Source organism: Mangrovicoccus algicola, assembly GCF_014903745.1.
In the GTDB taxonomy this organism is placed as follows: Bacteria; Pseudomonadota; Alphaproteobacteria; order Rhodobacterales; family Rhodobacteraceae; genus Mangrovicoccus; species Mangrovicoccus algicola.
Genome location: NZ_JACVXA010000011.1, coordinates 75,326 through 98,813, shown reverse-complemented (window position 1 = coordinate 98,813; position 23,488 = coordinate 75,326). Strand labels below are relative to the sequence as shown.

Genomic DNA, 23,488 nt, shown 5'->3' with positions numbered 1-23,488 from the left:
CGTGGCCTCCGACCTCGCCCGGTTCGACGCCCACCTTGCCACGACCTTAGTGGAGCTTAGCAATGACGCGGCCTGATATCGTTCTATACACCGCCAACACCATGAACGGCTGGAAGCCACTGATCTTCTTGCATGAAGCGCAGATCGACTACCGGCTGGTGCCGATTAATTTCAGCAAGAAGGAGCAGAAGGCGCCTGACTACATGCGCCTTAATGCGTCAGCGAGCACATTATTGGCGCCTAGGTTTCTCCCAAGGCGGTTTTACCATTAATTTATCGATACTTGGATGGTGAGTTTTCTGCCCGAAACGATCCTCCGCGACCAGATCCCACCGATCCCGTCGCCCTGCTGCAGATCCTTGCCGTGCATATCGGCGATGAGAATTCCGCGCGGCAATTTCCCGGATCTGCATCATGCGGTTGCCCCGGCCCGGGACAGGGCCGGACTCGACGCCGACGGGGAAAGGGGTGCCGGACAAGGCGGACGTCCTGCGCCTGCGGCAGGAGGCTGCCGTGGAAAAGCCGGAGATCGCGGGCCGGGCGCGGTTGGTGCGGGTGGTCGGACTCGAACCGACACTCCTTGCGGAAAGGGTGTTTGAGACCCTCGCGTCTACCGTTCCGCCACACCCGCACTTGACGCTCCCCGGCGGTAGCCTCGGAGAGCGGAGCCCTGTCCTGCCCGCTGCGCCGTCGGGCTCGATCCGGCGCGCATGGCCTGTCCCGGTCCCGAGGACCGATCGCTCGGCGCAACGCCCCGGAAACGATTCGCCTTTCGGGGCAAATGCCGTGGGCCTGCCCCTGCATCTGCCATTGCGCCACGCGGGCCCAGATCTCGCAGATACGCTGCGGCCCGGGTCAGGTCAACTGCATTGGCCGCTTCCTGCGGGCCTGCTGCGACAGCAGGGCACAAGCCTGCCGGATTGACCGCGCGGCACGGGGCGGGCATCACCGTGGAAGTTCGAGCACGGTGCTGCGTATGATCCGAAAGCTTTACGACTGGACGATGAGCCTGGCCGCAACGCGCCATGCGCTCTGGGCGCTGGCAGCCGTCTCCTTCGCCGAAAGCTCCGTCTTCCCGATCCCTCCCGACATCCTGATGATCCCGATGATCATCGCCGCCCCGCAGCGCGCGTGGCGGATCGCGGCGGTCTGCACCCTGTCCTCCGTGGCCGGGGCGCTGGCGGGCTATTACATCGGCTACGGGCTGTTCGAATCGCTGGGCCGCTGGGTGCTGGATATCTACGGCAAGGCGGCGCAATTCGACGAATTCCGGCAGCGCTACAACGAATGGGGCGCCTGGGCGGTGCTGATCGCGGGGGTCACGCCCTTTCCCTTCAAGGTCATCACCATCACCTCGGGCGCCACCGGCCTGTCGCTGCCGGTCTTCATCCTCGCCTCGATCCTCGCGCGGGGGCTGCGCTTCTTCCTGGTGGCGGCGCTGCTGTGGAAGTTCGGCCCGCCGGTGCGCAGCTTCATCGAGAAGCGGCTCGGGCTGATGTTCACCATCTTTTGCATTCTGCTTCTGGGCGGTTTCGTCCTAGTGAAGTACCTCTGACGACGGCCTCGGACGACCTTATGACCCTTTCCCTTCCGCGCGGTGCCGCGCTTCTTGCCGGCGCCGGATCGCTGGGCCTGCTGCTCGGCGCCTTCGGCTTCCAGTATATCGGCGCCATCCCGCCCTGCCCCATGTGCCTGTGGCAGCGCTGGCCGCATGCGCTGGCCGCGATCCTGGGCGTGGCGGCGGCAACCACCGGGCGGGTGCGCCTCTGCGCGCTGGCGGGGGCCGCGGCGATGACGGTCAGCACCGGGCTGGGGATCTTCCATAGCGGGGTCGAGCGGCACTGGTGGGACGGCCCCTCCACCTGCACCTCCTCGGCGCAGCAGGGGCTGGAGGGCAGCGCGCTTTTCGACCAGATCATGAACGCGCCGCTGGTGCGCTGCGATGAGATCGCCTGGGACCTGGCCGGGCTGAGCATGCCCAATTTCAACGCGATCTTCTCGCTGCTGCTCCTGGCGCTGTGGATCGCGACCTTCGCCGCGGCCTGGCGGCGCTGATCCGCCGCCGTCCGGAGACGGGGCTCAGAACCCCATGATCATGCCTTCCAGCGCGGTCTTCTCCATCGCCATCTCGGCCAGCCGCGCCTTGACCACGTCGCCGATGGAGATCAGGCCGATCATCTCGCCCTCCTCGACGACCGGCATGTGACGGAACCGGCCCTCGTTCATCTTGGCGAAGATCTCGTCGCTATTCTCGCCGATCTCGCAGCAGACCGGATTGGCGGTCATGATCTGGCTGGCCTTGTCCTCCAGGCAGATGGCGCCGCGGCGGCCCAGCTCGCGCACGATGTCGCGCTCCGACAGGATGCCGTCGACACGCCGTCCGTCGGTCGAGACGATCACCGCGCCGATCTTGCGCGAGGACAGCAGCTCCGCCACGGCGCCCACCGTCTGGTCCGGCGTGATGGTGACGACGCCGCTCTGGGCCTTCGACTTCAGGATCTGTCCGACTTGCATGCTTCTCTCCCCATGTGACGCGTCCTGCCGGGGCAGGATGGCTGCTGCACCCAGAGTCGCTGCGACATAAAGACCTGTCAAGCCGGCGCGGAACCCGGAGCCGAGAAACCCGGCCCGCTCAGCCGCGGCGGCGGCGGCGCAGCCGCAGGCCGCCCAGCAGCGCCAGGCCCGAGACCAGGCCCAGCGACGCCGCGGGCAGCGGCACGGGGGCGGGCGCCATCGCCGGGGCCGCGGCGGCCGAGCCGAAGGCGGCGTTCATCGCCGCGAATTGCGGCGCATCCGCGGCGCGGATGCCGTAGACGGTGACATGGCTGATCTCGGTCGTGCCGCGCTTGGCGAAGGGCGAGGCATAGCTGCCGGACAGACCGTCGGCCATGGTGAAGGCATAGCCCACGTAATTGGCCGGTGCCATTCCGCCCTTGCCGCCCTTCAGCACGATCATGAAGGCGGCGTAGTCGTCCCAGACGCTGCTGCCCACCGACCAGCTGCCGGAATAGCCATTGCCCGAAACCGTCACGCCATAGGCGTTCCCGCCTTCGTAGCGCCCCGAGCCGGTGTCGGTCTTGGTCAGCGTCACCCAGCCGGTCGCACCGAACATGGCATCCGCATCCACCGCATAGACCGGGTTCTGGGTGTCGTTGTTGCGTCCGCCCAGGTAGCAGCCGGAATTCCCCGCGCTGCCCGTGGCCGAGACATTCTGCACGATCCCGGCGAATCCCTCATCGGCGCAGGTCGCGGCCTGCACGGCCGGAACGGCGGCAAGGCCCAGAATGGCGGCAAGGGCGGCGATGCGGAAGGACAGGGTCATGTGCGGCTCCATCGGTTGACGAAGCCTCTCTAGCAGCGCGGTACGGTGCGGGCGAAGGCACAGAAGCTGATCCAGGCGATACTTACGGACAGGATGCGATCACACGGAGAGGACCGCCTCCGCCCTCCTCTCCGTCCGGATCAGCCCAGCCCGGCGAGGATGGCGGTGACGTATTGCTGGGTCTCGCGATAGGGCGGCACGCCGTTATGGCGCGTCACGGCGCCCGGCCCCGCATTATAGGCTGCCAGAGCCAGCCGCCAGGACCCGAAGCGGTTGTATTGCTGGCGCAGATAGCGCGCCCCGCCTTCCAGGTTCTGGCGCGGATCGGTCGGATCCACCCCCATCAGGCGCGCCGTGCCCGGCATCAGCTGCGCCAGGCCGATCGCCCCCTTGTGGGACACCGCATTGGGGTTCCAGCCGCTTTCCTGCTGCACCAGCCGGGTGAACAGGCTTTCGGGGATGCCGTGGCGGCGCGCCGCCTCCGAGGCCATGGGCATGTAGATCTTGCGGTACTTGGCATTGCCCCCGCGTGCCGGGGGCAGGCTCAGTTCGCCATTCCAGGCCGATTGCGGCATCAGCCTCTCGGAATAGGCGTATTGCGTGGCCCCGCGCTTGTCGAGAAAGCTGGTCTGCTGGCGGAACAGGTTGCCGCGATCCGCCGAAACCGATTGCGCCGCGGCCATGCCGCCTGCCGCAATCCATACGCCTGCCGCCACCGCTGCGGCTCCGCTCGCCCGCTTCACTGCCCGCATAGATCTGCCTCTTGCCGCGTTTCTTGGGCGCACTATAGCGACAAGGCGGGGATGAATCCACAGGAACGGACCGCGCCGGGCTCCGGATCGCTTGCCGCCCCGGACCGGCTCTAGTAACAGGAAGGCCGCAGCCAAGACGAGCAAGGGAGATCCCATGGCAGGGTCAGTGAACAAGGTCATTCTGATCGGCAATCTGGGGCGCGATCCCGAGGTGCGCACCTTCCAGAATGGCGGCAAGGTCTGCAACCTGCGCATCGCGACCTCCGAACGCTGGCGCGACCGCAATACCGGCGAGAACCGCGAGCGCACGGAATGGCACTCGGTGGCGATCTTCTCCGAACCGCTGGCCAAGATCGCGGAACAGTACCTGCGCAAGGGATCCACGGTCTATATCGAGGGCCAGCTGGAGACCCGCAAATGGCAGGACCAGTCCGGCCAGGACCGCTATTCCACCGAGATCGTGCTGCGGCCCTTCCGCGGCGAGCTGACCCTGCTGGGCGGGCGCGGCGAAGGCGGCGGCTCGGGCGGCGGATACGGAAATGACGGCGGCGATGATCGCGGCTATGGCGGCGGCTCGGGCGGCTATGGCGGCGGCGGCGGGTCCTCTTCCTCTGGCGGCGGCTATGGCGGGGGCAGCTCTTCGGGCGGCGGATTCGGCGGCGGCGGCCGCGGCGATCTCGACGACGAGATCCCGTTCTGATCCGATCCGCTCAGGGCCGCCTCCGGGCGGCCCTTTTCATGTGCGGGTCAGCTCCCCGCGACGCGCACCGGCGGGGGCAGCGGCGTGTCGCGCACCTGCCGCAGCAGGCCGATGAACCCCGCCACCGCGTGATCGGCCATCGCCGCGCCCTTCTGCGCGGTCGCGGCACGCGCATCGCCGACCGTCCCCTCGGGGTTCAGGTCGGTGGAGACCCAGCCATAGGAGGTCGGCCCGATCGGCGGAATGGCGGCCGTCTCGGCGCTGGACCGGAAATCCTGCGCGCGGCTCATCTCGACCGTATGCGGCCGGAACTCCAGCATCAGCGATGTCTCCACGTCGCCGCCATGGATGCCGAAGCGCCGCTCCGTCTCGCTGAACAGCCCCTCGGGATGGCCGAAGCTCATCCATTGCGTCTTCACCGCCAGCATCGCGGCGCGCACCCGCAATTCGCGCGACAGGATCGAACACAGGTCCAGGTTGCCGCCATGGGAATTGGCGATGACGATCTTGCGCAGCCCGGCGCGCGCCACCGACAGGCCGATCTCCGTCCAGGCGCCCAGGGCCGTCTGCGCGCTCAGGCTCAGCGTGCCGGTGGCATGCAGATGCTCATTCGACTTGCCCACCGCCTGCACCGGCAGGATGCGGAGATCCAGGTCATCGGGACAGGCGGCGCGCAGCCGCGCCAGCATGCCCTCCGCGATCATCATGTCGGTACCCACCGGCAGATGCGGCCCGTGCTGTTCGATTGCCGCGGTGGGCAGGATGGCGATCGTCTTCTCGGGATCGGCCTCCGCGAATTCGGCAAATCGGTATTCGGCCCAGTCTAGCCGTCTCATCTCGGTCTCCTTCGGGATCTCTTCCGCACAGGTTGCATCCTGCAACCGGCGCCGGATTCATTGGTTGCAATGTGCAACCGGCGACATGCCGCGGCGCTCCCTTGGCATGTCCAGGAACTTGTCCAGCCGCCGCGCGACGCGCGCCAGGTGCCGCCTGCGGCTTTCGGCGCTGGAACTGTCCATCAGGTAATGCGCGGCGAAGGCCGTCCTGCAGCGCCGCGCGCAAAGCAGCCGCAGCCCCCGCAGCAGCGTGCGCCGCCCCGGCGCGCCGACGAAACGGGTCAGCCCCCAGCTTGCCCCGCAGGTGGTGAACACCCCCAGCCGCGTCACATGGGCCAGGCCGGGGCGGATCGTGGCATTGTGCTGGTCCGGCATCAGGAAGGCCACATCCGGCAGCATCACCCGGTCCAGCCAGCCTTTCAGCACCGCGGGCAGCCCGTACCACCAGGTCGGATAGACGAAGATCAGCGTGTCGCACCAGCGCAAGTTCTCCACCTCCGCGGCCACCGGCGCCTCATTGGCCGGGCTGTCCAGATACCCGGCCAGTTCCGCCCTGCTCAATGCCGGATCGAACCCTTCGGCATAAAGGTCGCTGACGCGCACCTCCGCCCCGGCCGCGGCCAGGCGCTCCCGCACCACGGCCAGGACCCCGGCCGTGAAACTCTCCGGGTCCGGGTGGCAGAAGACAACCAGCGCGCGCATTCAAAAACTCTCCATCTCGCGGCCGACCTTCTGCAGGAACCGGCGGCGTCTCGCGTCATCCGCGCGGTTCATGTCGTACAGCGCCAGATAGCGCATCCGCTCCGGCCGCGTCACGTGCCACACGGCCCGGGTCACGCATTTGCGCGGCGGATCGCCTGCCCCGATCGCGCGCCAGCGCGTTCCGCCATAGGTCGTGACGGCGGCAAGCTTGCGGATATGGGTCAGGTTCGGTTTCACTTTGCCACCCTCGAGCCGGAAGGACACGCCGGGAAGGAAGACCCGGTCCAGGAACCCTTTCAGGATCGCGGGATAGCCGAAATTCCAGACCGGAAACACCATCACCAGCGCGTCCGCCGCCATCAGCCGGTCGATATAGGGCTGCACGGCGCCGCGATCGCTGTCGGCCTCGTGGTAGAAACGCCGCTCCGTCTCGCTCAGGACGGGATCGAACCCTTCGGCATTGAGATCGCAATCATCGACCTCCCAGCCCCTTCCCTGCAACCTGGCGACCACCTCGCCATGCAGTGCGGTGGAAAAGCTTTCGGGACAGGGATGGGCGAAGAGCACAAGCGCCCGGCTCATCCCCGCTCTCCCCGCAGGTTGCAACTTGCAATCGGAAACCGCCTCATTCCGCGGCCTGGAGCTTTTCATAGGCATACATGCGCGAATAATCCCAGTCGGGCACATCCCAGGAAATCATCTTGCCGGGATTCAGCAATCCCTTGGGATCGGCCTCGCGCTTGAACTTCAGCTGCCGGTCATCGACCATCTGCCGACCGCCTTCCTCCAGCGTGTAGCGATGGGGATTGAAGATCAGGCATCCTGCCTCCTCATGGATCCGGACGATTTCGTCCAGCCGCTGTTCCGAGGTGAACTTTACCATGGAAAGCCCGGCGAAGATGGTATTTCCGTTCTCCCGCATCACTTCCAGATGCTGCATGACCTCCCCATCGGGGAAGGCATTGCGCATCGCTTCCACCTTTTCCAGCGGATCGGTCCCGCCATAGCGGATCTGCAGGTATGTGATCGACGGATCGACCTTCAGCGCGCGCAGCGTCGTGTGGTTCCAGCCATATTCGAAGACCGGGCCGGGCTTGCGGTCCCAATCCGCCGCGTCCGAGCGATAGATCAGCCGCAGCCCCGGCCGCCGCCCCAGGAAGGTCAGGAAGGCCTCCATCGCGTGAGGCGCCACCATCAGGCCAACAAGGTTGCTCTCGGCCGAGACATGCGGCTTCACCCGCTGGAAATACTCATGCGCGATCGGCGCCTCGTAGACGCTGGCCAACTTGATGAGGATGCCGTCCTCCTTGGCCAGGTCGCGGGCGAAGGCGGCCGCCTCCGGAAAGCTGTCGGAGGTCACGAAAAGATCGACCCAGTCATAGGCCGGGGCCAAGGGCATCTCGATCTCGGTGATGATGCCGTTCGTGCCGTAGGCATGGCTGACGCGGGCCAGTTCCTCGCCGCGGAATTCCAGGATCCGCGGGGTCTCTTCCATGGTTGCAACCCGCAACCGGATGATGTTGCCCAGATCGCGCAGCGCCCCCCAGGTGCAGGAGCCGATCCCGCCCGAGCCGCCGGCGATGAAACCGCCGATCGTCGCCGTCGCCCAGGTGGAGGAGAACATGCGCAGTTCCTGCCCGCTATCCGCCCGGCAATGCGCATCCAGATCCTTCAGCAGGCAGCCCGGCTCGACGATGACGCGGCCGGGATGGACCTCCTTCACCCGGTTGAGATTTTTCAGCGACATGACGCAGCCCCCGGCCAGCGGCATGGCCTGGCCGTAATTCCCGGTCCCCGCACCGCGCGTCGTCACCGGGCAGTCATGCCGGTAACAGGTTGCCAGGATTTCAAGGATCTCGTCTTCGGATTTCGGATAGACCACGAAATCCGCGACGACATGGTCCAGCCGGGCCTTCAGCACCGGCGAATACCAGAAGAAATCGCGGCTCATGGAACGGATCGTGGCCTCGCGCTCCTCGATCTCCAGATGCGCGAGGTCGGCCTTGGCGGCGGCGATATTCGGGGTCATGCGGGCTCCATGAGGTCGTCGAGATCTGAATAGTCCGGCAATGCGGTGTCGATGGCGCGCCCCGCGCGCAGCACGATGCGGTCCGATTGCGGGCGAGCGAAGAGTTCTGTCCAGTCGCGCCCCTTGCAGATCACCAGATCCGCCGGGGCCCCCAGCGCCAGTGACGGTGGTTGCAAACCGCAAGCTTGGGCGGGATTGGCCAGGAAGGCGTTGGTCCAGTCGGTCGCGTCATGGTCCAGATGGCCGATCCGCGTGGCCTGGCGCATCACCTCGATCATGTCGAGATCACCATAGGCATAGAACGGATCGCGGGTATTGTCGGAGGCGAAGGAGACATTGACCCCGCGCGCCTTCAATTCATGGACCAGCGTGATGCCGCGCCTGCGCGGGGTGCCGGGGCCGCGATCCTGCAGGTAGAGATTGCACATCGGCAGGCTCACGACATGAAGGCCCGCCTGCGCCACGAGATCCATGGTGCGGGCGGCGGTCGCGTCGTCCTGGGTGGAGAGCGAACAGCAATGGCCGACCGTGACGCGATGCGGAAACCCGGTGGCGATCACCGCCTGCGCGATGCTGCGCAGGGAGTCGACCGTCGGATCCATCGTTTCATCCACGTGAAAGTCGACGTCCAACCCTCTGTCTTCGGCCAGTTTCAGGAATTTCAACAGGCGGGTTTCGAGATCGGCGCAGGGATAGGTCACCATCCCCAGGACACCGCCATGTTCAACCACCAGGTCCAGCGTGCGCCGGAACCGGCCGTCGAAATCGATCGTATCGACCGCCACCAGGCAGGAGGCCTGAAGCGCGATCCGGTCGGCCCAAAGGTCGCGCATCTCGGCGAAGACCGGCCAGCTGATCTCGTCCTGCGGCGGCAGGCTGTCCAGATGGGTGCGGATCGCGCGGGTCCCGTGCGCCCAGGCACATCGCAGGGAAAATTCCATGCGGCGACGGACATCCCCGGCGCTCCAGCGGGCGACGCGGTCCCGGCCCACCGTGGTCAGCGCCCCCATGAATGTGCCGTCGGGATTGGGGCTGCGCGGCCAGATATGACCCTTGTCCAGATGGGTATGCATGTCGATGAAGCAGGGAAAGACCATGGCCCCGCCCATCTCCACCGCCTTCCCCGGCACATCCGTCAGACGGCCATCCGCGACATGCAGGTCGGTACGGATCAGGTCCTGCGGTGATTGCAATATGCAACCGGGGACGGTCACATTCCGGAGGGTCACGGGACCCTCCGGCAAGGTCTTGAAGCTGGTCATGTTTCTCTCTTGATCGCGCTTTCGTGCCATTTGCGCAGCAGCATGTGGCTGAGGAAGGAGAGCGAGGCGAAGATGACGATCCCCGTCAGGGCGATCAGCAGAAGCGCCGCGAACATGCGCGGGATGTTCAGCCGGTAGCCCGCCTCGAGGATGCGGAAGGCCAGGCCCGAGCCGATCCCGCCGGTCCCGGCCACGTATTCCGCGACCACCGCCCCGATCAGCGACAGCCCCCCGGCGATGCGCAGCCCGCCCAGGAAATAAGGCAAGGCTGAGGGCAGCTGCAGGAACCGCAGCCTCTGCCAGCGGGTGGCGCCATAGACCTTGAAGAGGTCGCGCAGGTTGTGATCGGCCGAGTTCAGCCCCAGCGTGGTATTGGACAGGATCGGGAAGAAGGCGACGATCCAGGCGCAGATCAAGAGGCCTGCGATCTTGCTGTCGACATAGATGAAGATCAGCGGCGCGATCGAGACGATCGGCGTGACCTGCAGGATGACCGCGTAGGGAAAGAAGCTCATCTCGATCCAGCGCGACTGCGTGAACAGGACCGCCAGGCCGACGCCGCCGAGAACGGCGATGGCCAGCGCCCCCAGGGTGATCTGCAGCGTCACCAGAAGCGACTCGAAGAGAAGCGGCCAGTCCTCGACCAGCGTCGCGGCGACAAGGCCCGGACGCGGCAGGATGTAATGCGGGATCCCGCCCCAGACCACGATGCGGTCCCAGGCGATGATGGTCAGGATCACCACCAGCGCGGGCAGCACCCATTGGCCGATGCGTTCGGCACGGCGGCGGCGCAGCCGGGCCAGTTCCTCGGCATCGACCAGGCCGGATCCTGCGGTTGCAGGTTGCAACCCGTGATCTGCGTCAATGCTCATCATGGGCCCCCATCGCCTGTTTCAGCGCCTCCGAGGCCGCGCGGCATTGCGCGGCATATTCCGCCGAGGTCCGGAAGGCTTCGCCCCGCGGATAGGGTTCATCGACCCGCAATTCGCGGATCACCCGCCCCGGCCGGGCCGCCATCACGACGATCCGGTCCGACAGGAAGACGGATTCGAAAACCGAATGGGTGACGAAGATCACCGTGCAGCCGATCTTCTCGCGCAGGGCGAGGATGTCGTTATTGAGCTTGAAGCGCGTGATCTCGTCCAGCGCGGCGAAGGGTTCATCCATCAGCATCAGCCGCGGCCGCGTCACCAGCGCCCGCGCGATGGAGACGCGCATCTTCATGCCGCCCGACAATTCGCGCGGATAGGCATTCTGGAATTTCTCCAGCCCGACGAGTTTCAGCGCCTCGAGGATCTCGTCGCGCACCGCGCGGAACCGCCGCCCCTGCAGGCGGAAGGGCAGGAACACGTTCTGCGCCACGGTTGCCCAGGGCATCAGCGTCGGTTCCTGCAGCACGACCGACAGGTCGCCATCCACCCGGTCCCGGGCCCAGCGGATGGAGCCCGAACTGGGATGCGACAGCCCCGCGATCAGCCGCAGCGCCGTGGACTTGCCGCAGCCCGAGGGGCCGAGCAGGGATATGAAATCGCCCTGCCCGACCTCCAGGTCCATGTCGCGCAGCGCCACCACGTCGCGGCCGAACACCTTGTCGACATGCTGCATCGCCAGAAGCGGCGGCCGCGCCCCGACCGGGGCGTCCGAAGGGTGCAAGTCCGGCTGCATCACTTGCCGGTCAGCGCCTTGACCACCGGCAGCGCCGCCCCGGAATTGGAGAACTCGGTCGTGTAGGAAGAGGCGATGTCGATCCCGTCCTCGATCACGCCGGAGGCGACCATCTTCTGGTAGAAGTCCTGGTTGCGCTCATCGGTCATCGCGCCGATGCCCAGCTCCTGCGCGTCGCCGGAATCGACCAGGCCGAATTCCTTCAGCTTCTCGATGGAGAAGGCGATCTGGTCATCGGTCATCTCGGCATTGTCGGCCTTGATCGCGGCGATGCCCGCAGCGTTGTCGCCATAGAGGAAATTCGCCCAGCCGATGGCGGAGCCCTCGACAAAGCACTTCACCACCTCCGGGGACTCGTCGATCGTCGCCTGCATCGTCTCGATCAGCGTGGCATAGGTGGAAAACCCGTGATCGGCCAGCAGCCAGATATCCGGGGCGAAGCCGCCTTCCTTTTCCACCGCGAAAGGTTCGGAGGTCACATAGCCCTGCTGGGCGGAATCCTCGTCGGAGATGAAGCGCGCGGGGTTGAAGGTATAGGGCACGCGCTTGCCCGCATCGAAGCCGTATTCGGTGATCAGCCACTGGTAATAGGACTGGAAGCCGTTATCGCCGATGATCATCGTGTCCAGGCCGGTCAGTTCCTCGAAGGAGGAGACGCGGCCGGGATGGGTCATCAGCATCTGCGGCTCCTTCTGGAAGGTCGCGGCGACCACGACCAGCGGGATGCCTTCCTTCACGGCGCTGAAGGCCTGCAGCATGTTGCCGCCCATGTTGAACTGGATCCGCCCGGCCATCATCAGCGCGCGGTTGTTGGCCTGCGGCCCGCCCGGCACGATCGTCACGTCCAGCCCGCAGGCCTCATAGGTGCCGTCGGCCACGGCCTGATAGTAGCCGCCATGTTCGGCCTGCGCGACCCAGTTGGTGCCGAAGCTGACCTCGGTCAGATCCTGCGCGGCCGCGGCGGTGCCCAGCACCGCGAAGGCGGCACCGGCGGTCAGAACGAAGTTTGCCATATCTGCGGGACTCCCTGTCTCTGTCTTCCGGATCCGTGTCCGGCGATCTTGCCCGGAGGTTTGCCCGGGGCGGCGTCCGGGAAAAGCGCATGATGCCGAATTACGCGACTTTTTCAGATTGCCCACAGGTAAGGCAGTCATATCTGTCTAAAGTATAGGCAAATGATGCATCGTCAGACGCTCCGCCTTGCCAAACGCCCCGCGCCGCGCCAGCACATCGATATGCGAGTCCTCTCTCCGCCCCAGATTGCCCCGCCCTTCGCCCGCTATGCCCATGGCGTCGAACTGCCCCCCGGCCAGCGCCTTGTGGCGACATCGGGCCAGCTCGGCCAGGCGGCCGACGGCTCCGTCCCCGAAGGCGCGGAGGCGCAGGCGCGCATCTGCTTTGCCAATATCGACGCGATCCTGGCCGAGGCCGGGATGGGTCCGGCCGATGCGGTGCGCATCAATGCCTATGTCACGGACCGCGCGCATATGGCGGGCTACATGAAGGTGCGCGACGAATGGCTGGCGGCGGTGACACGGCTTCCGGCCTCGACGCTGGTGATCGTCGCGGGCTTCACCCGCCCGGAATTCGTGGTGGAAGTCGAAGTGCTTGCGGCGGCGGCGTGACCTCGTTTCTCTGGCGTCAAGCCGGGTTTCGGCGTAGTCAGGGCGCGCCCGGCGGTCGCGGAAGGTCCGCGCACGCCCCCTGATGGAGACCGATCTATGCTGCGCCTTCTCGTCCTCAACGGCCCCAACCTCAACCTGCTGGGCACCCGCCAGCCCGAGGTCTACGGCGCCACCACGCTGGCCGAGGTCGATGCGATGTGCAAGGCGCTGGAACCCGAGCTGGAGGCGGAGATCACCTGCATCCAGTCGAACCACGAAGGCGTCCTGATCGACGAGATCCACGCCTGCCGCGGCACGCGCGACGGCATCGTGATCAATGCCGGCGCCTATACCCATACCTCGCTGGCGATCATGGATGCGATCGCCTCCGTCGCGCTGCCGGTGGTGGAGCTGCATGTCTCCAATATCCATGCGCGCGAGGAATTTCGTCATAAAAGTTACATCGGACGGGTCGCGCTTGGCCAGATCTGCGGATTCGGCACGGCCGGCTACCCGCTGGCCCTGCGCGCCCTGGCGGGACATTTGAGGAGCAAGTGACATGGACTTAAGGGATTACCTGGAAGCGGTGATCGACGCCCACACGATGGAACAGGTCTGGCAGATCCATGTGGAGGCCATGGCGGAATTCGGCTTCGACCGGCTGATCTACGGCTTCACCCGGTTCCGCACCGCCAATTCCTTCGGCGCGCCGGAGGATCTGCTGATCCTGACCAATCATGACGCGGCCTATACCGACCGCTTCATCGGCGAGAACATGTATTTCCATGCGCCGATGGTGAAATGGGCGTCGGAGAATGTCGGCGCCTGCAGCTGGGGCTGGATCAATGACGCCAGCGGCGGCATGACCCCGTCCGAGCTGAAGGTGGTCGAGTTCAACCGCGCCCAGGGCGTCACGGCAGGCTATTCGGTCAGTTTCAACAATTCCTCGCGCCGCTCGAAGGGGGCGATCGCGCTGACCGGGGCGCGCGGCACGTCCCAGGCCGAGCTGGACGCGATGTGGGCCCGCCACGGGCGCGAGATCGTGCTGATGAACAACGTCGCGCATCTGAAGATCATCGACCTGCCCTTCACCCATACCAAGCGCAGCCTGACCAAGCGCCAGCGCGAGACGCTGGAATGGGTCGGCGACGGCAAGACCACCCAGGACATCGCCACGATCATGGGCCTGACCGCCGCGACCATCGAAAAGCACCTGCGCCTGGCGCGCGAGGCGCTGGATGTGGACACGACCGCGCAGGCCGTCCTGAAAGCCTCCTTCCAGAACCAGATCTTCGTCATCGAGGGGTAGGCGCGGGGCACCGGCCCGTCCCGGCGCCTGCCCCCGGCCCGGTCAGGAAATCCGCACTGTCTTGACCAAGCGTTAAAATGGATAGTCGGCCCGTTCCCGATTGCTGGTGGCGAAAGCCAGGGAACGCCGGGCCAGGGCCGAAATTGCGGCGGCCTTGCCTCGGCCCGCGCTCCGGCCGAACATGGTCCCGGCCGGGACGAAGCAGGCAGGCGGGACATCCCCATTTCCCCGCCCTGCCGGGAGGAGCGGCACGGGCTAAGCCCGGGCCGTTTCTTTTTTTTCCGCCTACCGCTTTTTCTTGGCCGGTGGCTCTTGCACTCCCTGCCGTGCCCGGGCTAAGAGGCGCTCCACGGAGAGGTGGCCGAGTGGTCGAAGGCGCACGCCTGGAAAGTGTGTAGGCGGGTAACCGTCTCCAGGGTTCGAATCCCTGTCTCTCCGCCATATCATTTCATATCAGTGGCCTGGGCCTGTGCCGCCCGACGCGGAGCACGCGCCGCCGGAGCGGCCTGCACCTTTCCGCCCGCCTTGGCCGATCGAGGCGGAGCGTCCCGAGGCCGGGCTTGCCGGCCACCGCCGCCCGGGACAATCCGGCGATATCCAGGACATTCAGACTGCCATCGCCGCGCCGGACGAGGCCCGCGGCATCGAGCCGCGACAGGGCGCCGGCCGCCGCGCGCAGCGATACCTTCGCGATCGGGGCGATGTCGCGGCCTGCATTGCCTCGATCGCCCCTGTCTGCCCGGCTTGATGCCCCCGCAAGATCAGAAGCGCATGCGCCGCCCGGCGCAGCGGCGCTGGACGAGGCTGCCGCCGGGACCGAAGCCGAGGTGATTTCGGGCAGGTTCGAATTCCGCGATAACGGGGCGATGCCGGGAACGGCTTGCGCAGGCAGAAGAAGGCGGCCCGCTTCGGCCATGCCGCTGCCGGGCGCGCGTTCCGCGCGGCGCGCGACCGAAACCCGGCCGCAACCAGATCAAGAACAGACTGCAAGTGTTTGATTTTATGGCGCACCCATGAGGATTCGAACCTCAGACCTCTGCCTTCGGAGGGCAGCGCTCTATCCAGCTGAGCTATGGGTGCGTGCAGCGGTGTATAGGAGTGGTGGCCGGGACATGCAATCGCAAAAATCGCTGTCCCGGCAGGATTTTCCGCTCAGGCGAACAGGTCGTGGCACAGCTCCAGCGCCTCGACCAGCCGGTCGATCTCGGCCTCGGTATTGTAAAGCGCGAAAGACGCGCGGCAGGTCGCCGAGACGCCCAGATGCTGCATCAGCGGCTGCGCGCAATGATGGCCCGCGCGCACCGCCACGCCCTTCTTGTCGAGCACGGTGGAGATGTCATGCGCATGCGCCGCCCCCTCCAGCGTGAAAGAGAAGATCGCCGCCTTGTCCGGGGTCTGCCCCTGGACATTGACCCAGTTCAGCCCGTCGAGCCGCGCCCGCGCATAGGCGGCCAGCCGGTCCTCATGCGCCGCGACGGTCTCCATGCCCAGATCCATCAGATAGTCCAGCGCCGCGCCCAGGCCGATGGTCTGGACGATGCCGGGCGTGCCCGCCTCGAATTTCATCGGCGGATCGGCATAGCTGACCGCGTCGCGCGTGACCTCGCGGATCATGTCGCCGCCGCCCAGGAAGGGCCGCATCTCGGCCATCCGCTCCTTGCGGATCCAGATGGCGCCGGAGCCCGAGGGACCATAGAGCTTGTGCCCGGTGATCGCGTAGAAATCGCAGCCGATCTCCTCGACATCGACGGGCATGTGCACCGCCCCCTGCGAGCCGTCGACCAGGACCGGAACGCCCTTTGCGCGGGCCGCCTCGCAGATCGCCTTCACATCGACCTTGGTGCCCAGCACGTTCGACAGGTGGGTGATGGCGACCAGCTTCGTGCGCGGACCGATCGCGTCGATCACGCGCTGCGGATCCAGCGCCCCCATAGCGTCTGTCTCCACCCATTTCAGCACCGCGCCCTGGCGTTCGCGCAGGAAATGCCAGGGGACGATATTGGCATGGTGCTCCATCACCGACAGGACGATCTCGTCGCCGGGCTGGAACCGCGGCGCCGCCCAGGCATAGGAGACCAGGTTGATCCCCTCCGTCGTGCCCGAGGTGAACACGATCTCGTCTTCGTGCCGCGCCCCGAGGAACCGAGCGACCTTGCCGCGCACCGCCTCGTACCGGTCCGTCGCCAGGTTCGACAGGTAATGCAGCCCGCGATGGACATTGGCATATTCCTCGGCATAGCCGCGGGTGACCGCATCGATCACCGCCTGCGGCTTCTGCGCAGAGGCGCCGTTGTCGAGATAGACCAGCGGCTTGCCGTTCACTTCGCGCGACAGGATCGGGAAATCGGCACGGATCTTTTCGATGTCAGGCAAAGCCGCCTCCGGTGAAGGTGAGGCCCAGCATGGACAGGACCAGGGACAGGACAAAGCTGATCGCCAGGACGGACACGATGATCATCAGGAAGACCAGCCAGAGATTGTGGAACCCGTGGATCTCGGCGACGAAGGCGGTGAAGACCCACATCATCAGCGCGAAGCTGGCGACGACCACGAACAGGCCGGGGGTCGCCGCACCCAGGACGGAAAAGACCAGCAGGACGGCAAGCTGCACGATCTGCACGCAGAGCATGACCACTTCGAGCCAGCTCATCAGCAGCAGGCTGCGTTCCAGCGTGCCCTGCCCGCCCATCAGCCGGCCCAGATGATGCACGGCCAGGACCGTGGCCAGCAATCCGCCGACCTGCATGGCGGCCACGCCCAGCGGCCCTATGGTGAAGCCGCCTTCCGCCGCATCCCCCGGAAGCAGCAGGACGGCGGCCGTCTGGCCCAGAAGCGCGGTCCAGACCGCGATGGTGACAAGCAGCAGCCACAGCACGGGGACCGGCAGCTGCATCGACAGGATCTGGCGGCCGGTGCCGCGCGGATCGCGCAGCGTGGCCAAGACGAGGGTCAGGATACCCCCAAGGGTGAATTCGGTAAGGCGCGGTGTCATGACCCTCCCCTAAGCCAGCCCGCCGGGCCCGGCAATGCGCATCGCCGCCGCGCGGAGGGAAAGCGCCCAGATCACCAGCCATCCCGCCAGCGCCGCCGCCGTGACGGCGTCAAGGACCGGCCCCGGCCCGGCCAGCACCGCCACCAGACCCCGCGCCAGCCACAGCGGCGCGGCCGCCAGGAAGGCCCAGAAGGCGGCAACCCGGGCGCCGTACCAGCCGGGACGCCACCCGGCCAAACGCGCAACGACACAGCTCAGCGCCGCCAGCCCGTAGAAGACCAGCGGCGCGAAGAACAGCCACAGCACCAGCTCGGCCGCGGCCTGCCCCGCAAGGTCGCCCTGGCCGGACAGCGCCGCCTCCCGCGCCAGGCGGGGCAGCTGCGCGACATAGACCAGCGCGCAGCCCAGCAGAAGCCAGGCCAGCGCCCGGCCTTCCGCCGCCGGAGCGTCCAGCCGCCGCCGGACCACCCGGCCCGGACGGCGATAGCTGGCCGCGATATCCGGCAGAAGCCCCATCAGCCGCGGCGCCGCGACAGCCAGGCCTCCAGCCTTTCGCGGATTTCCTCGGCTAGGTCCTCGTCCTCGATCTCGGCAAGCGCCTCGGCCAGGAAGGACAGGGTCAGCATGTCCTGCGCCTCGCGGCGCGGCACGCCGCGCGAACGCAGGTAATACAGCGCGTCATCGTCGATCGCCCCCGAGGTCGAGCCATGCGAACAGGCCACGTCATCGGCATAGATCTCCAGCTCGGGCTTGGCCAGGAACTGGCTGTCCTCGTCCAGCAGCAGCGACTGGCTGATCTGGTAGCCATCGGTCTGTTGGGCATCCTTCTTCACCAGGATCTTGCCCTGGAAGACGCCGGTCGCGCCATTCCTCAGCACCTTCTTGAAGACCTGGCGGCTTTCGCAATTCACCGCGTCATGGGTGATGAAGACCGTGTCGTCGTGATGGAAATCGCCATCGCCCATCGAGGCGCCCGCGACATGGGCCACCGCATCGTCGCCGGTGAACTCGATCACGCATTCATTGCGCGTCAGCACGCCGTTGGCCGTCATGGTGAAGGACTTGAACAGGCTCTCCCGCCCCAGACGGGCGAAGATATGCGTGGCCGCGCGGCGTTCATGGTCGCGCCCCTGCGCACGGACATGGTGGAACCGCCCGCCATCGGCGACATCCACCTCCAGCACCTTGTTGAACCGCGCCGCCGCCGGGCCGTTTTCCAGAAGCGTCATCTCGGCGCCGGACTCGACCTTCACGACATGGTGCAGGATCGCGTCGGACCGCGTGCCGCGATGCTGGTAGACCAGCGAGACGGGTTTCGACGGGCGTCCCGTGACGTGGATCAGGATCCCGTCCGCGGCAAAGGCGGTGTTCAGTGCCGCCAGCGGACGCGCCACCGGATCCTGTCCGCGCGCTTCAAGAACGCCGTACAAGTCCTTGGCCCAGTGGATATCCCTGTTCGCCGCCTCGGAGAGGCGCTCGATGGTGATGCCTTCCAGTTCCAGCGCATCGGACTGGTCGGGATCGAAGACGCCGTCCACGAAGGTGATCTTCAGCCGCTCGCGCTGCGAGAAGATCAGCGTCTCGGACCCCGCGAACAGCGCCGCCTCGGGCGCCTCGGGCGCGTTCAGCGTGTCGGGCCGGGTGTATTTCCAGTATTCGTCGCGGCCCTGAGGCAGGCCGGTCGCGGACAGCCGCGCCAGCGCATCGCGCCGCGCGGGCTCCGCCCAGCCGCCCTCGGGCAGCTGCAGCGCCGCCAGCCGCGCCTCCAGCGCATCCGCCCTGGGTTTCGCCAGCGCGCCCATCACGCCACCTCCGACAGGATGTCCGAATAGCCGTTCTTCTCGACTTCCAGCGCCAGTTCGGGGCCGCCGGATTTCACGATCCGGCCGTTGGACATGATATGCACCACGTCGGGGCGGATATGGTCCAGCAGGCGCTGGTAATGCGTGATGACCAGGAAGGCCCGGCCCTCGTCGCGCAGCGCGTTCACGCCATCGGAAACCAGCTTCATCGCATCGACATCGAGGCCGGAATCCGTCTCGTCGAGGATGCACATCTTCGGTTCCAGCATGGCCATCTGCAGGATCTCGTTGCGCTTCTTCTCGCCGCCGGAAAAGCCGACATTGACCGGCCGCTTCAGCATCTCGGCATCGATCTGCAGATCGGCGGCGCGGGCGCGGACCAGTTTCAGGAACTCGGTGGAACTGATCTCATCCTCGCCGCGCAGCTTCCGCTGGGCGTTCAGCGCGGTGCGCAGGAAGGTCATGTTGCCGACGCCGGGGATCTCCACCGGGTACTGGAAGGCCAGGAACAGGCCCTTGGCGGCACGTTCCTCGGGGTCCAGATCCAGCAGGTCCTCGCCGTTGAGCGTCGCGCTGCCGCCGGTGACCTCGTAGCCGTCGCGCCCCGAAAGCACGTAGGACATGGTCGATTTGCCCGAGCCGTTGGGGCCCATGATGGCATGCACGCTGCCGGCCTCGACGCTCAGGTCGACGCCCTTGAGGATCTGCTTGTCCTCTTCTTCAAGTTTGACTTCCAGTCCCTTGATTTCCAGCATGTTACGTCCTCTTCCTCATCTGTGTCGCCCGGGTCGCGGGCGAAGCCGGTATTGCGCCGCGATCGCGCGGCTGCGAAAATAAATCAGCCCATACCAATGGTATGCGCCGCAAAGTTCATGTGGAAACGCGGGCCGGTCAGCCCAGCGTCACCGAAGTGCCCGAGGCCGAGACCATCAGCATGTTGTTGATGACCTCGTAATCGATATCGACGCCGACCACCGCATTGCCGCCCGCGGCGCGGGCGCGCTCCTCCATCTCGTGCAGCGCGGTTTCCCGCGCCTCGCCAAGCGACCGCTCATAGGCGCCTGAGCGGCCGCCGATGATGTCGGTGATGCCCGCGAACATATCGCGGAACACGTTGGCCCCCAGGATCGCCTCGCCCACGACGATGCCGTGATAGGCGGTGATGCTGCGGCCCTCGACATTGGGCGTGGTCGTGACGATCATGGCCGTGCCTTTCGACTTGCTCCAGGGGTTGCTCATGCCGGTCTCCTGCGGCCTCGGGGCCAGTTGCGATCCTTGCGGCGCCGCCCGTGTTTTCAACAGGACAGGCGCCGGTTTTCATCTGCAACCGGTCGGGCTCAGCCGACCGAGCCTTCCAGCGAGATCGCCACCAGCTGCTGGGCCTCCATGGCGAATTCCATCGGCAGCGCCTGCAGGACCTCGCGGCAGAACCCGTTGACGACCAGCGCCACGGCCTCTTCCTCGTCCATGCCCCGCGACCGGCAATAGAACAGCTGGTCGTCATCCACCTTGGAGGTGGTCGCCTCGTGCTCCACCCGGCTGGAGTTGTTCTTCACCTCGATATAGGGGACCGTATGCGCGCCGCACTGGTCGCCGATCAGCAGGCTGTCGCATTGGGTATAGTTGCGCGAATTCTTCGCCTTGGGATGCATCGAGACCAGGCCGCGATAGGTGTTCTGCGCCCGTCCGGCCGAAATGCCCTTGGAGACGATCCGCGACTTGGTGTTCTTGCCCAGATGCACCATCTTGGTGCCGGTATCGGCCTGCTGGTAGTTGTTTGCAATCGCAATGGAATAGAACTCGCCCTGGCTCTCCTCGCCGCGCAGGATGCAGGACGGGTATTTCCAGGTCACGGCCGATCCGGTTTCGACCTGCGTCCACATCACCTTCGCCCGATCGCCGCGGCAATCCGCGCGCTTGGTGACGAAGTTGTAGATGCCGCCCTTGCCGTTCTCGTCGCCGGGGAACCAGTTCTGCACCGTGGAGTATTTCACCTCGGCATCTTCCTCGACGATGATCTCCACCACCGCCGCATGCAGCTGGGTCGTGTCGCGCTGGGGGGCGGTGCAGCCTTCGAGATAGCTGACATAGCTGCCCTTGTCGGCGATGATCAGCGTGCGTTCGAACTGGCCGGTATTCTCCGCGTTGATGCGGAAATAGGTCGACAGCTCCATCGGACAGCGCACGCCCGGCGGCACGTAGACGAAGGAACCGTCGGAGAAGACGGCCGAGTTCAGCGTGGCGAAGAAGTTGTCCGAAACCGGCACGACCGAGCCCAGGTATTTCTTCACCAGTTCGGGATGCTCGCGGATCGCCTCGGAGATCGAGCAGAAGATCACGCCCGCCTCCTTCAGCTCCTTCTGGAAAGTGGTGCCGACGGAGACGGAATCGAAGACCGCATCCACCGCGACCTTGCGTTCGGGGGCCGCGTCCGAGGGAGACTCGCCCGCACCCTCGACGCCCGCCAGGATCATCTGCTCTTTCAGCGGGATTCCCAGTTTCTGGTATGTTTCCAGAAGCTTGGGATCGACCTCGTCAAGCGACTTGGGCTTGGTCTCCATGGATTTGGGACGCGCATAGTAATACTGGTCCTGGTAGTCGATCTTCGGGTAATCGACCATCGCCCAGGACGGTTCTTCCTTCTGGGTCCAGCGCTCATAGGCCGCCAGGCGCCACGCCGTCATCCATTCGGGCTCGTCATTCTTGGTCGAGATGAGGCGGACGATATCCTCGTTCAGCCCCTTCGGGGCATAGTCCATCTCGATCTCGGTATCCCAGCCGTACTTGTACGTGCCCATGTTGCGGACGGCATCGACAGTCTCCTGGTCGACGCCTTCCTTGACGGATGCTGTGCTGTCCAAAGCGGTCATCACGAAAGCCTTTCCCTCTGCGGACGCCCCCCGCCCGCATATCTGTTATGCCCGCGCGCTGCGCCGGCGGTTCGCTGCCGCCCAGGCCTCGACGAAGCGGGACACCTCGTCCCTTGTCGTCCGAGGCCCGAGCGAGACGCGGATGGCGCATGCCGCCGTCTCCGCATCGTATCCCATGGCCGTCAGCACCTGGCTTGCCGTCACCTTGCCGGAGGAACAGGCCGAGCCCGCCGAGATGGCGAAACCGGCCAGGTCCATCTGCATCACCTGCGTCTCACCCTTCCAGCCCGGAGTGGCGATCATCGAGGTATTGGGCAAACGCGCGCTGTCTTTCCCGACAAAAATAGTAGAAGTGTTCGCCGAGGCCAAGCCGCTTTCTAGAATTTTTCTAAGTTCAAAAACAGCCTCCCAGACACCGTCGGACAGGTCGCGCTGCGCCGCCTCGGCGGCGGCGGCGAAGCCCATGATTCCGATCAGGTTTTCCGTTCCGGAGCGGCGCCCCATCTCCTGCCCGCCGCCCCGGAGCCGGGCGGTGACGTCGAGACCGCGGCGCAGCACAAGCGCACCGATCCCCCTGGGTCCGCCCAGCTTGTGTGCGGAAACGAAGCCCATGTCGATGCCCGACCAGTCGAATCCCACCGGCACCTTGCCGAAGCCCTGCGTCAGGTCCGACACTGCCAGCCCCTCGGGCAGATCCTGGATCACGCCGGTTTCGCTATTCGCCAGTTGCAATGTGCAACCGGAGGGATCCGCCGGCAGTTGCACCTTGCCACCCATATCCACCGGCAGGTCCTCGCGGCACCAGGCGCGCACGGCGTCATGCTCCACCCCGGCGCAGGACAGGTTGCGATCCGCAAGCGCCAGCGCCGCCGCCTCGGTCGCCCCCGAGACGAACACGATATCGGCGGCCATCGCCCCCAGCGCCTCGGCGATGCGCCCCCGCGCCTTTTCCAGCATCCCCTTGGCCGCGCGGCCCTCGGCATGGACCGAGGAGGGATTGCCGGCAATCTCCATCGCCTGGATCATCGCCGCCTTCGCCTCCGCGCGCAGCGGCGTGGTGGCGTTCCAGTCCAGATAGGCCCGCGGCTGTCTCATTCGTCGATGATGGCAAAAAGGCTGGGCACCGCCGGACAGGGGGCCAGGTCGTTCTTGACCACATCCGACAGGCGCGTCTGGTGCAGGAAGACATAGACATGCGCCGAGAAGCCTTCCCACAGCCGGTTGGTCAGCGACTGCGCGCGCGATCCCGACAGCCCGCCGGAGGCGGCCGCGCCCTTGTGCAGCGCGCTGACGGTTTCATCCACCGCCGCCAGGATCTCCGACACCCGGATCTCGGTCGCCGGCCGCGCCAGGCGGTACCCGCCGCCCGGGCCGCGCACGGATTCCACCAGCTTGGCGCGGCGCAGCTTGACGAAGAGCTGTTCCAGATATGCCACGGAAATGTCCTGCCGCCGCGCGACATCGGCCAGGCTCACCGGCTCGGCCCCTTTCTGAAGCGCAAGATCGGTCAGCGCCACCATCGCATAGCGGCCTTTTGTGCTGAGCTTCATCCTATCGCCCTCCGTTCCCATTGACCCATGGCTGCGGGATGTATACGTGCCTCACGATGCCGTCATGCCCGTGGCGGTGCGACACACGTCTAA

General features: G+C 66.2%; 27 protein-coding genes and 3 tRNA genes. 8 read left to right on the top strand and 22 right to left on the bottom strand.

Going from position 1 to position 23,488, the window contains the following annotated elements:
* Positions 1-62: 62 nt before the first annotated feature.
* Positions 63-272, top strand: coding sequence for a thioredoxin domain-containing protein (locus ICN82_RS05960; protein WP_226898308.1), 210 nt, complete (start codon positions 63-65; stop codon positions 270-272).
* Positions 273-547: 275 nt separating this feature from the next.
* Here the strand turns inward: ICN82_RS05960 and ICN82_RS05955 are convergent.
* A tRNA-Leu gene (locus ICN82_RS05955) sits at positions 548-631 on the bottom strand.
* A gap of 345 nt (positions 632-976) precedes the next feature.
* On the opposite strand from ICN82_RS05955, the gene ICN82_RS05950 reads away from it, so the two are divergent.
* On the top strand, positions 977-1,555 hold the full coding sequence (locus ICN82_RS05950) for a YqaA family protein (protein WP_193180694.1): 579 nt from the start codon (positions 977-979) through the stop codon (positions 1,553-1,555).
* A gap of 20 nt (positions 1,556-1,575) precedes the next feature.
* The gene (locus ICN82_RS05945) at positions 1,576-2,055 is read left to right on the top strand and encodes a disulfide bond formation protein B (RefSeq protein ID WP_193180692.1); all 480 of its coding nucleotides are present in this window, start codon (positions 1,576-1,578) and stop codon (positions 2,053-2,055) included.
* Between the two features lie 24 nt (positions 2,056-2,079).
* On the opposite strand, the gene ICN82_RS05940 is transcribed toward ICN82_RS05945, so the two are convergent.
* The 3 genes from ICN82_RS05940 to ICN82_RS05930 all read right to left on the bottom strand — a co-directional run bounded on the left by ICN82_RS05940 (position 2,080) and on the right by ICN82_RS05930 (position 4,074).
* A complete protein-coding gene (locus ICN82_RS05940; RefSeq protein ID WP_193180690.1) occupies positions 2,080-2,514 on the bottom strand; it encodes a CBS domain-containing protein in 435 nt (144 codons plus the stop codon).
* 118 nt (positions 2,515-2,632) lie between these two features.
* Positions 2,633-3,322: a hypothetical protein gene (locus ICN82_RS05935; protein WP_193180688.1), complete on the bottom strand. Its 690-nt coding sequence runs from the start codon at positions 3,320-3,322 to the stop codon at positions 2,633-2,635.
* A 140-nt stretch (positions 3,323-3,462) separates the two neighbouring features.
* Positions 3,463-4,074 carry a lytic transglycosylase domain-containing protein gene (locus tag ICN82_RS05930; RefSeq protein ID WP_407943749.1) on the bottom strand — a complete coding sequence of 204 codons (612 nt, stop codon included), beginning with the start codon at positions 4,072-4,074 and terminating at the stop codon, positions 3,463-3,465.
* A 154-nt stretch (positions 4,075-4,228) separates the two neighbouring features.
* Here ICN82_RS05930 and ssb point away from each other — a divergent pair, with 154 nt between their 5' ends.
* Positions 4,229-4,774 (top strand): single-stranded DNA-binding protein, encoded by a 546-nt coding sequence (gene ssb, locus ICN82_RS05925; RefSeq protein ID WP_193180686.1) that lies wholly within the window; start codon positions 4,229-4,231, stop codon positions 4,772-4,774.
* A gap of 47 nt (positions 4,775-4,821) precedes the next feature.
* Here the strand turns inward: ssb and ICN82_RS05920 are convergent, their stop codons facing one another.
* The 8 genes from ICN82_RS05920 to ICN82_RS05885 are packed head-to-tail and all read right to left on the bottom strand — an operon-like array spanning position 4,822 to position 12,281.
* Entirely contained in the window at positions 4,822-5,610 is a 789-nt protein-coding gene (locus tag ICN82_RS05920; RefSeq protein WP_193180685.1) for a creatininase family protein, read from the bottom strand.
* Positions 5,611-5,667: 57 nt separating this feature from the next.
* On the bottom strand, positions 5,668-6,312 hold the full coding sequence (locus tag ICN82_RS05915) for an NAD(P)H-dependent oxidoreductase (protein WP_193180684.1): 645 nt from the start codon (positions 6,310-6,312) through the stop codon (positions 5,668-5,670).
* A complete protein-coding gene (locus ICN82_RS05910; RefSeq protein ID WP_193180683.1) occupies positions 6,313-6,894 on the bottom strand; it encodes an NAD(P)H-dependent oxidoreductase in 582 nt (193 codons plus the stop codon). It abuts the gene before it with no gap.
* A 43-nt stretch (positions 6,895-6,937) separates the two neighbouring features.
* The gene (locus ICN82_RS05905) at positions 6,938-8,341 is read right to left on the bottom strand and encodes an FAD-binding oxidoreductase (RefSeq protein ID WP_193180682.1); all 1,404 of its coding nucleotides are present in this window, start codon (positions 8,339-8,341) and stop codon (positions 6,938-6,940) included.
* Positions 8,338-9,603, bottom strand: coding sequence for a cytosine deaminase (locus ICN82_RS05900; protein WP_193180681.1), 1,266 nt, complete (start codon positions 9,601-9,603; stop codon positions 8,338-8,340). Before ICN82_RS05900 ends, ICN82_RS05905 begins: the two co-directional genes overlap by 4 nt.
* On the bottom strand, positions 9,600-10,478 hold the full coding sequence (locus ICN82_RS05895; RefSeq protein ID WP_193180680.1) for an ABC transporter permease: 879 nt from the start codon (positions 10,476-10,478) through the stop codon (positions 9,600-9,602). The genes ICN82_RS05900 and ICN82_RS05895 overlap by 4 nt, the downstream gene beginning before the upstream one ends.
* A complete protein-coding gene (locus ICN82_RS05890; RefSeq protein WP_226898306.1) occupies positions 10,465-11,268 on the bottom strand; it encodes an ABC transporter ATP-binding protein in 804 nt (267 codons plus the stop codon). The genes ICN82_RS05895 and ICN82_RS05890 overlap by 14 nt, the downstream gene beginning before the upstream one ends.
* The gene (locus ICN82_RS05885) at positions 11,268-12,281 is read right to left on the bottom strand and encodes an ABC transporter substrate-binding protein (protein WP_193180678.1); all 1,014 of its coding nucleotides are present in this window, start codon (positions 12,279-12,281) and stop codon (positions 11,268-11,270) included. Before ICN82_RS05885 ends, ICN82_RS05890 begins: the two co-directional genes overlap by 1 nt.
* 222 nt (positions 12,282-12,503) lie before the next feature.
* Between ICN82_RS05885 and ICN82_RS05880 the strand changes: the two genes are divergently transcribed.
* From ICN82_RS05880 to ICN82_RS05865, 4 genes are all read left to right on the top strand, one after another.
* Positions 12,504-12,893 (top strand): RidA family protein, encoded by a 390-nt coding sequence (locus tag ICN82_RS05880; protein ID WP_193180676.1) that lies wholly within the window; start codon positions 12,504-12,506, stop codon positions 12,891-12,893.
* A gap of 96 nt (positions 12,894-12,989) precedes the next feature.
* Positions 12,990-13,430 (top strand): type II 3-dehydroquinate dehydratase, encoded by a 441-nt coding sequence (aroQ, locus tag ICN82_RS05875; protein WP_193180674.1) that lies wholly within the window; start codon positions 12,990-12,992, stop codon positions 13,428-13,430.
* Between the two features lies 1 nt (position 13,431).
* Positions 13,432-14,181 (top strand): helix-turn-helix transcriptional regulator, encoded by a 750-nt coding sequence (locus ICN82_RS05870; protein WP_193180673.1) that lies wholly within the window; start codon positions 13,432-13,434, stop codon positions 14,179-14,181.
* A 351-nt stretch (positions 14,182-14,532) separates the two neighbouring features.
* Positions 14,533-14,622: transfer RNA gene (locus ICN82_RS05865), tRNA-Ser, on the top strand.
* Positions 14,623-15,184: 562 nt separating this feature from the next.
* Here ICN82_RS05865 and ICN82_RS05860 read toward each other — a convergent pair.
* The 10 genes from ICN82_RS05860 to iscR form a co-directional block, all read right to left on the bottom strand.
* Positions 15,185-15,261, bottom strand: a tRNA-Arg gene (locus tag ICN82_RS05860).
* A 72-nt stretch (positions 15,262-15,333) separates the two neighbouring features.
* The gene (locus ICN82_RS05855; RefSeq protein WP_193180671.1) at positions 15,334-16,554 is read right to left on the bottom strand and encodes a cysteine desulfurase; all 1,221 of its coding nucleotides are present in this window, start codon (positions 16,552-16,554) and stop codon (positions 15,334-15,336) included.
* Positions 16,547-17,173 (bottom strand): YIP1 family protein, encoded by a 627-nt coding sequence (locus ICN82_RS05850; protein ID WP_193180669.1) that lies wholly within the window; start codon positions 17,171-17,173, stop codon positions 16,547-16,549. The genes ICN82_RS05855 and ICN82_RS05850 overlap by 8 nt, the downstream gene beginning before the upstream one ends.
* Before the next feature lie 9 nt (positions 17,174-17,182).
* Positions 17,183-17,689 carry a YIP1 family protein gene (locus ICN82_RS05845; RefSeq protein WP_193180667.1) on the bottom strand — a complete coding sequence of 169 codons (507 nt, stop codon included), beginning with the start codon at positions 17,687-17,689 and terminating at the stop codon, positions 17,183-17,185.
* The gene (locus ICN82_RS05840; RefSeq protein WP_193180665.1) at positions 17,689-18,975 is read right to left on the bottom strand and encodes a SufB/SufD family protein; all 1,287 of its coding nucleotides are present in this window, start codon (positions 18,973-18,975) and stop codon (positions 17,689-17,691) included. Before ICN82_RS05840 ends, ICN82_RS05845 begins: the two co-directional genes overlap by 1 nt.
* Entirely contained in the window at positions 18,975-19,730 is a 756-nt protein-coding gene (gene sufC / locus ICN82_RS05835) for a Fe-S cluster assembly ATPase SufC (RefSeq protein WP_193180663.1), read from the bottom strand. The genes ICN82_RS05840 and sufC overlap by 1 nt, the downstream gene beginning before the upstream one ends.
* Before the next feature lie 136 nt (positions 19,731-19,866).
* Positions 19,867-20,178: a heavy metal-binding domain-containing protein gene (locus ICN82_RS05830; RefSeq protein WP_193180714.1), complete on the bottom strand. Its 312-nt coding sequence runs from the start codon at positions 20,176-20,178 to the stop codon at positions 19,867-19,869.
* Between the two features lie 134 nt (positions 20,179-20,312).
* On the bottom strand, positions 20,313-21,845 hold the full coding sequence (sufB, locus tag ICN82_RS05825) for a Fe-S cluster assembly protein SufB (RefSeq protein ID WP_193180712.1): 1,533 nt from the start codon (positions 21,843-21,845) through the stop codon (positions 20,313-20,315).
* Positions 21,846-21,890: 45 nt separating this feature from the next.
* On the bottom strand, positions 21,891-22,940 hold the full coding sequence (locus ICN82_RS05820) for a cysteine desulfurase family protein (RefSeq protein ID WP_193180661.1): 1,050 nt from the start codon (positions 22,938-22,940) through the stop codon (positions 21,891-21,893).
* Positions 22,937-23,395, bottom strand: a complete 459-nt coding sequence (iscR, locus tag ICN82_RS05815) for a Fe-S cluster assembly transcriptional regulator IscR (protein WP_193180659.1) — start codon at positions 23,393-23,395, stop codon at positions 22,937-22,939. Before iscR ends, ICN82_RS05820 begins: the two co-directional genes overlap by 4 nt.
* Between the last annotated feature and the right edge of the window lie 93 nt (positions 23,396-23,488).